The organism is Variovorax sp. 20P10.2.4 (assembly GCF_058244205.1).
On the sequence record NZ_JBZAYE010000465.1, the window covers coordinates 1 to 5,930 of the forward strand.

Consider the following 5,930-nt stretch of genomic DNA (forward strand, 5'->3'; position numbering starts at 1 on the left):
TCATCTCGCCGCGCGCCGCCTTGGCGGCCGCCTGCATGACTTCGCGGCTCGGCGGACGGCCGGCGCCGCCCCAGATGGTCTGGCGGCCCATGGCGATCGGCTCGGCGCGTTCGCCTTCCTCGGGGCCGAAGCCCTCGATGACCTGCACGGGGATCGTCTGCTTGGTGAAGCGCTCGATCTCCTGCATGAAGCCTTCCTCGTCGAGGCAGACGAAGCTCACGGCCTCGCCGCTCGAACCCGCGCGGCCGGTGCGGCCGATGCGGTGCACGTAGTCTTCGCTGACGTTCGGGATCTCGTAGTTCACGACGTGCGGCAGCTCGTCGATGTCGATGCCGCGGGCCGCGATGTCGGTGGCCACCAGCGCGCGGATGTCGCCGCTCTTGAAGCCGGCCAGCGCCTGGGTGCGCGCGCTCTGGCTCTTGTTGCCGTGCAGCGCCATCGCCTCGATGCCGTTCTTGGTGAGGAATTCGGCCACGCTGTTGGCGCCGAACTTGGTGCGGGTGAACACCAGCACCTGGCTCCACTGGTGCTCGTTGATGATGTGCGCGAGCAGCGCCTTCTTCTTGCCGCGGCCCACGGGGTGGACCACCTGCGTGATGCGCTGCACCGTGGTGTTGCGCGGCGTGACCTGGATGCTCTGCGGGTTGCGCAGCAGGCCGTTGGCCAGTTCGCGGATCTCGTCGCTGAAGGTGGCCGAGAACAGCAGGCTCTGCTTCTGGGCCGGCATCAGCGCCAGCACCTTCTTCACGTCGTGGATGAAGCCCATGTCGAGCATGCGGTCGGCTTCGTCGAGTACCAGGATCTGCACGGTCGACAGGTCGAGCATGCCCTGCTGCTGCAGGTCGAGCAGGCGGCCGGGGGTGGCCACCAGGATGTCGACGCCGCGCTTGAGGCGGTCGATCTGCGGATTCATGCCCACGCCGCCGAAGATCACGGTCGAGCCGAGCTGCAGGTACTTGCCGTAGTCGCGCACCGATTCCTCGACCTGCGCCGCGAGTTCGCGGGTGGGCGTGAGCACCAGGGCGCGGATGCCGATGCCGCCGAACTTGTTGGTGGCGCTGCGGCTCATGGTGAGCTTGTGCAGCATCGGCAGGGTGAAGGCGGCGGTCTTGCCGGTGCCGGTCTGGGCGCCGCCGAGGAGGTCGTGGCCCTCGAGGACGGCCGGAATGGCCTGGGCCTGGATCGGGGTGGGGGTCTCGTAGCCCTGCTCGTGCACGGCCTTCAAGATGGCCGGAGCCAACTTCAGTTCATCAAAAGTCATTGTGTGAAACAACAAGCGCCATACACGGCGCGGTGACATCGGCCCGCTCGGCGTCTTTCGTTCTTGTGACGCGAGCCAGTCAAGGCTGATGAAGGTCAGGAGTGGGAGCCCGAAAAACCGACTTGCGGAAGGGTTTTCTTCGTCCCCGGCAGAGAGCCGGTGTGCGGGCAACTGGACCCGGCACGGTGGCGATTGTCGCATGAGTCGATAATCACTGCTTTTCGCGCTCCGTTTCCGCGATTCCGCGCGCCGGGCCTGCCGCCGTCTTCCAGGGGCTTCCTCCAGGGGATTTCGGCTTTTTCCGGCTTTCGCCACCTCAGCAATCAGCAGTCCTACACAGAAGATGGCCCAGTACGTCTACACCATGAACAGAGTCTCCAAGACCGTGCCGCCCAAGCGGCAGATCTTGAAAGACATCTCGTTGTCCTTCTTTCCCGGCGCCAAGATCGGCGTGCTCGGCCTGAACGGCTCGGGCAAGTCCTCGCTGCTCAAGATCATGGCCGGCGTCGACAAGGAGATCGAGGGCGAAGCCATTCCGATGGCCGGCCTGTCGATCGGCTACCTCGAGCAGGAGCCCAAGCTCAATCCCGAGCACACGGTGCGCAACGCGATCGACGAGGCGATGGGCGAGGTCAATGCCGCCAAGGCGCGCCTCGAGGAGATCTATGCCGCCTACGCCGAGGAAGGCGCCGACTTCGACGCGCTGGCGGCCGAACAGGGCGAGCTCGAGGCGGTGATTTCCGCCGCCGGCACCGATTCCGAGCACCAGATCGAGATCGCGGCCGACGCGCTGCGCCTGCCGCCGTGGGACGCCAAGATCGGCCTGCTGTCGGGCGGCGAGAAGCGCCGCGTGGCGCTGTGCAAGCTGCTGCTGTCCAAGCCCGACATGCTGCTGCTCGACGAACCCACCAACCACCTGGACGCCGAATCGGTGGAGTGGCTCGAAGTGTTCCTGCAGCGCTTCACGGGCACCGTGGTGGCCATCACCCATGACCGCTACTTCCTCGACAACGCCGCCGAGTGGATCCTCGAACTGGACCGCGGCCGCGGCATTCCATGGAAGGGCAACTACAGCACCTGGCTCGAGCAGAAGGGCGAACGCCTGGCGCAGGAGCAGAAGAGCGAGGAAGCCCACGCCAAGGCCCTGAAGAAGGAACTGGAATGGTCGCGCCAGAACCCGAAGGCCCGCCAGGCCAAGAGCAAGTCGCGCCTGGCCCGCTTCGAGGAACTGAGCGACGTCGAATACCAGAAGCGCAACGAAACGCAGGAAATCTTCATTCCTGTGGCCGAGCGCCTGGGCAGCCAGGTGATCGAGTTCAAGGACGTGAGCAAGAGCTTCGGCGACCGCCTGCTGATCGACAAGCTGAACTTCAACATCCCCGCGGGTGCCATCGTCGGCATCATCGGCCCGAACGGCGCCGGCAAGTCCACGCTGTTCAAGCTGATCGCCGGCAAGGAACAGCCCGACAGCGGCGAGGTGGTGGTGGGCCAGACCGTGAAGATGGCCTTCGTCGACCAGCACCGCGACGAACTGGCCAACAACAAGACCGTGTGGGAAGACATCTCGAACGGCCTGGACATCATCAACGTCGGCAAGTTCCAGATGGCCAGCCGCGCCTACGCGGGCCGCTTCAACTTCAACGGCCAGGACCAGCAGAAGAAGGTCGGCAACCTGTCGGGCGGCGAACGCGGCCGGCTGCACCTGGCCAAGACGCTGATCCAGGGCGGCAACGTGCTGCTGCTGGACGAACCCTCGAACGACCTGGACGTGGAAACGCTGCGCGCGCTCGAAGACGCGCTGCTCGAGTACGCGGGCACCGTGCTGGTGATCAGCCATGACCGCTGGTTCCTCGACCGCATCGCGACCCACATCCTGGCCGCCGAAGGCGATTCGCAATGGGTGTTCTTCGACGGCAACTACCAGGAGTACGAAGCCGACAAGAAGAAGCGTCTGGGCGAAGAGGGCGCCAAGCCCAAGCGCGTGCGCTTCAAGGCCCTCAAGTAAGGCCTGCTGCGGCCTTCGTCAGGCTGGCTCGACCAGGGCGCGCGGTTCCGCAAGGGGCCGCGCGTTTTTTTCATCGTCGGCCGCGAACACCTCGCGGGCGGCGCTCAGGCCGTTGAGCGCGGCGGGGAAGCCCGCGTACACGGCCATCTGCATGATCACCTCGATCACTTCCTCGCGCGTCACGCCGACGTTGAGCGCGCCCTGGATGTGCACCCTGAGCTGCGGCGCGGCATTGCCCATGGCGGTGAGCGCGGCCACCACCGCGATCTCGCGCGAGCGCAGGTCGAGGCCGGGGCGCGAATAGACGTCGCCGAACGGGAACTCGATCAGCAGGCGCGCGAAATCGGGTGCGATGTCGGCCAGGCCTTCGACGACCTTGATGCCGCCTTCACCGTCGATCTGCTGCAGTTTCGCGAGGCCGCGCGCGTAGCGCTCGCTGGGCGCGTGGCTGGTCGTCGTCGGTTGGGGTTGGTGTTGCTGCTGCTGCATGTTTCTTCCTCTTCGTTGAAGCCGGGGCGATGCCCGATGAAGAGGGACGCCGGGCCTCGATCCCGCGGTAGTGCTCGATCTTGTGCGCCAGCGCCTGCATCGATTGCTGCAGCGCCTCCACCTTCGAGCGAACCTCGGCGAGATGCGATTCGAGCATCGCGCGGCGTTCGCCGATGCTCGCGTCCCCCTGACTGCGAAGCCCGGCGAAGGCCTGCATGCCCTGGATGGGCATGCCGGTCTCGCGCAGGCGCAACAGGAAAGCAAGCCATTCCATGTCGGCTGCGGCATAGCGGCGCTGGCCGCCCGGTGCGCGCGACACGGCGGCTATCAGGCCGATGCGTTCGTAGTAGCGCAGCGTGTGGGCCGTGAGGCCGGTGCGCCGTGCCACTTCCGCGATGCTCAGGTTGCTTTCCATGGGGGAATTCTCGAAGTTGGAGCGCGCTCCAAGTCAAGCGCTTTTCGCATCTTCCGCCGATGCGGCGATTCAGGGGACGAGTTCCGCCTCGATCCAGCCGCGCAGGCTGTTAACGAAGGCCAGCGCGGTCACGCGCGAGAGCTGCTCGCGCCGCACCGTCTGCTCGACCAGCGAGCCCTCGGCCAGCCGCTGCGCGCGCCCGATGCCGGGCAGCAGGCCGCAGCGCAGCGGCGGCGTGACCCAGCGGCCGTCGTCCAGGCGCAGCGCGATGTTGCCGCGCGTGCATTCGGTGAGTTCGCCCTCGGGGTTCCACAGCAGCGTGTCGAAGGCCTCGGGCAGGGTCGGCGCGAAGGCCTCGTAGTGCGCGCGGCGCGTGGTCTTGACGCGCGTGAACTCGCTGTGCGCCTCGTCGAAGGGGCGGTCGGCCAGCTGCAGCTTCACGCGGTGGGGCGCAGCGCCCATTTCATGCGCTTCGGCGCGTGGCAGGCCCCGCGCATCGAGCAGCAGGCGCACGCGCCAGGTGCCTTCGGCATGCGCATCGCGCAGCGATTGCAGCGCTGCCTCGACGCGCGCGGCATCCCAGGCGAAACCGAAGTGGGCCGCCGCGCCAGCCATGCGTTCGATGTGCAGCGGCGCATCGCGCAGCGTGCCGTCGACCAGCGCCAGCGTTTCGAGCAGTTCGAAGCCGGGCGCCTCGGCGACTGCGGCCGCGCCCAGGAAGGCCCGCTTGTGGCCCCACTCGGCCCATTCGGCGTCGGCCGTCGCATCGGCCGTGATGCCGCTGCCGATGCCGCAGCGTGCCTGGCCGCCGCGCAGGGTCACGGTGCGGATCGGCACGTTGAAGGTCGCATGCCCGCCCGGCCGCAGCACGCCGACCGCGCCGCAGTACACGCCGCGCGGCGCCTGCTCGAGCTCGCGGATCAGCCGCATCGCCGCCACCTTGGGCGCGCCCGTGACCGAGCCGCAGGGGAACAGCGCGTCGAACACATCGACCAGCGAGGTGCCGGGCCGAACCGCGGCTTCCACGTCCGAGGTCATCTGCCACACGGTGGGCAGCGCCTCGGTGTGGAACAGCCGCGGCACGCGCACCGAGAACGGTTGCGCGATGCGCGACAGGTCGTTGCGCAGCAGGTCCACGATCATCACGTTCTCGGCCCGTTCCTTGGGCACGCTGCGCAGCCGCTGCGCCTGGGCCTCGTCCTCGGCCGGCGTGGCGCCGCGCGGCGCGGTGCCCTTCATCGGGCGCGCGAGGATGCGCTCGCCGTGCCAGTCGAAGAACAGCTCGGGCGACAGCGACAGCACCTGTTCCTCGCCGCTGTCGATGAAGGCCGCGTAGCCCGCGGGCTGGTTGCGGCGCAGCGCGGCGAACAGGGCCAGCGGGTCGCCGGCGTATTCGCCGAGCAGCGGCGCCGTGTGGTTGATCTGGTAGAGGCCACCGGCGGCGATCGCCGCGTGGATGACTTGCATCTGCCGATCGAAGTCGGCACGCGAGAGGCTGTCGCGCCAGGCGACCGGCGGGCTGGAGGGAGAGGGCGGGGCTTCCTCGGGCCAGGGCAGGGCCTGGTCGTGCACGCCGAACCACGCTAGCGCACTGCCATCACCTGCATGCGTCTCGAACGCGGCATCGAAGGCCGCGGCCGCCTCGTAGCGCAGGTAGCCCACGCACCAGTGGCCTGCGCGTGCCAGCGCCTCGGCCTGCGCGAGCACGGGCCGCACCTCGGCCAGGCTGCGCGCCACGAGCGTGCGGGAAGGGGCGCCGA

5 protein-coding genes are annotated in these 5,930 nt (G+C 68.0%); 1 reads left to right on the forward strand and 4 read right to left on the reverse strand.

The features are described from left to right. The coding region (locus AC27VN_RS30340) for a DEAD/DEAH box helicase (protein WP_490878956.1) at positions 1-1,261 on the reverse strand (1,261 nt) is incomplete at its 3' end. Between the two features lie 343 nt (positions 1,262-1,604). Here AC27VN_RS30340 and ettA point away from each other — a divergent pair. After that, positions 1,605-3,266, forward strand: a complete 1,662-nt coding sequence (gene ettA / locus AC27VN_RS30345; protein ID WP_093340042.1) for an energy-dependent translational throttle protein EttA — start codon at positions 1,605-1,607, stop codon at positions 3,264-3,266. 18 nt (positions 3,267-3,284) lie between these two features. Here ettA and AC27VN_RS30350 read toward each other — a convergent pair whose 3' ends face one another. The 3 genes from AC27VN_RS30350 to pabB form a co-directional block, all read right to left on the reverse strand. Further along, positions 3,285-3,755, reverse strand: a complete 471-nt coding sequence (locus AC27VN_RS30350) for a carboxymuconolactone decarboxylase family protein (protein ID WP_490878957.1) — start codon at positions 3,753-3,755, stop codon at positions 3,285-3,287. Beyond that, positions 3,655-4,170, reverse strand: a complete 516-nt coding sequence (locus tag AC27VN_RS30355) for a MerR family transcriptional regulator (RefSeq protein WP_093340038.1) — start codon at positions 4,168-4,170, stop codon at positions 3,655-3,657. Before AC27VN_RS30355 ends, AC27VN_RS30350 begins: the two co-directional genes overlap by 101 nt. Before the next feature lie 69 nt (positions 4,171-4,239). Beyond that, positions 4,240-5,930: aminodeoxychorismate synthase component I (gene pabB / locus AC27VN_RS30360; RefSeq protein WP_490878958.1), on the reverse strand; the 1,691-nt coding region annotated here is incomplete at its 5' end.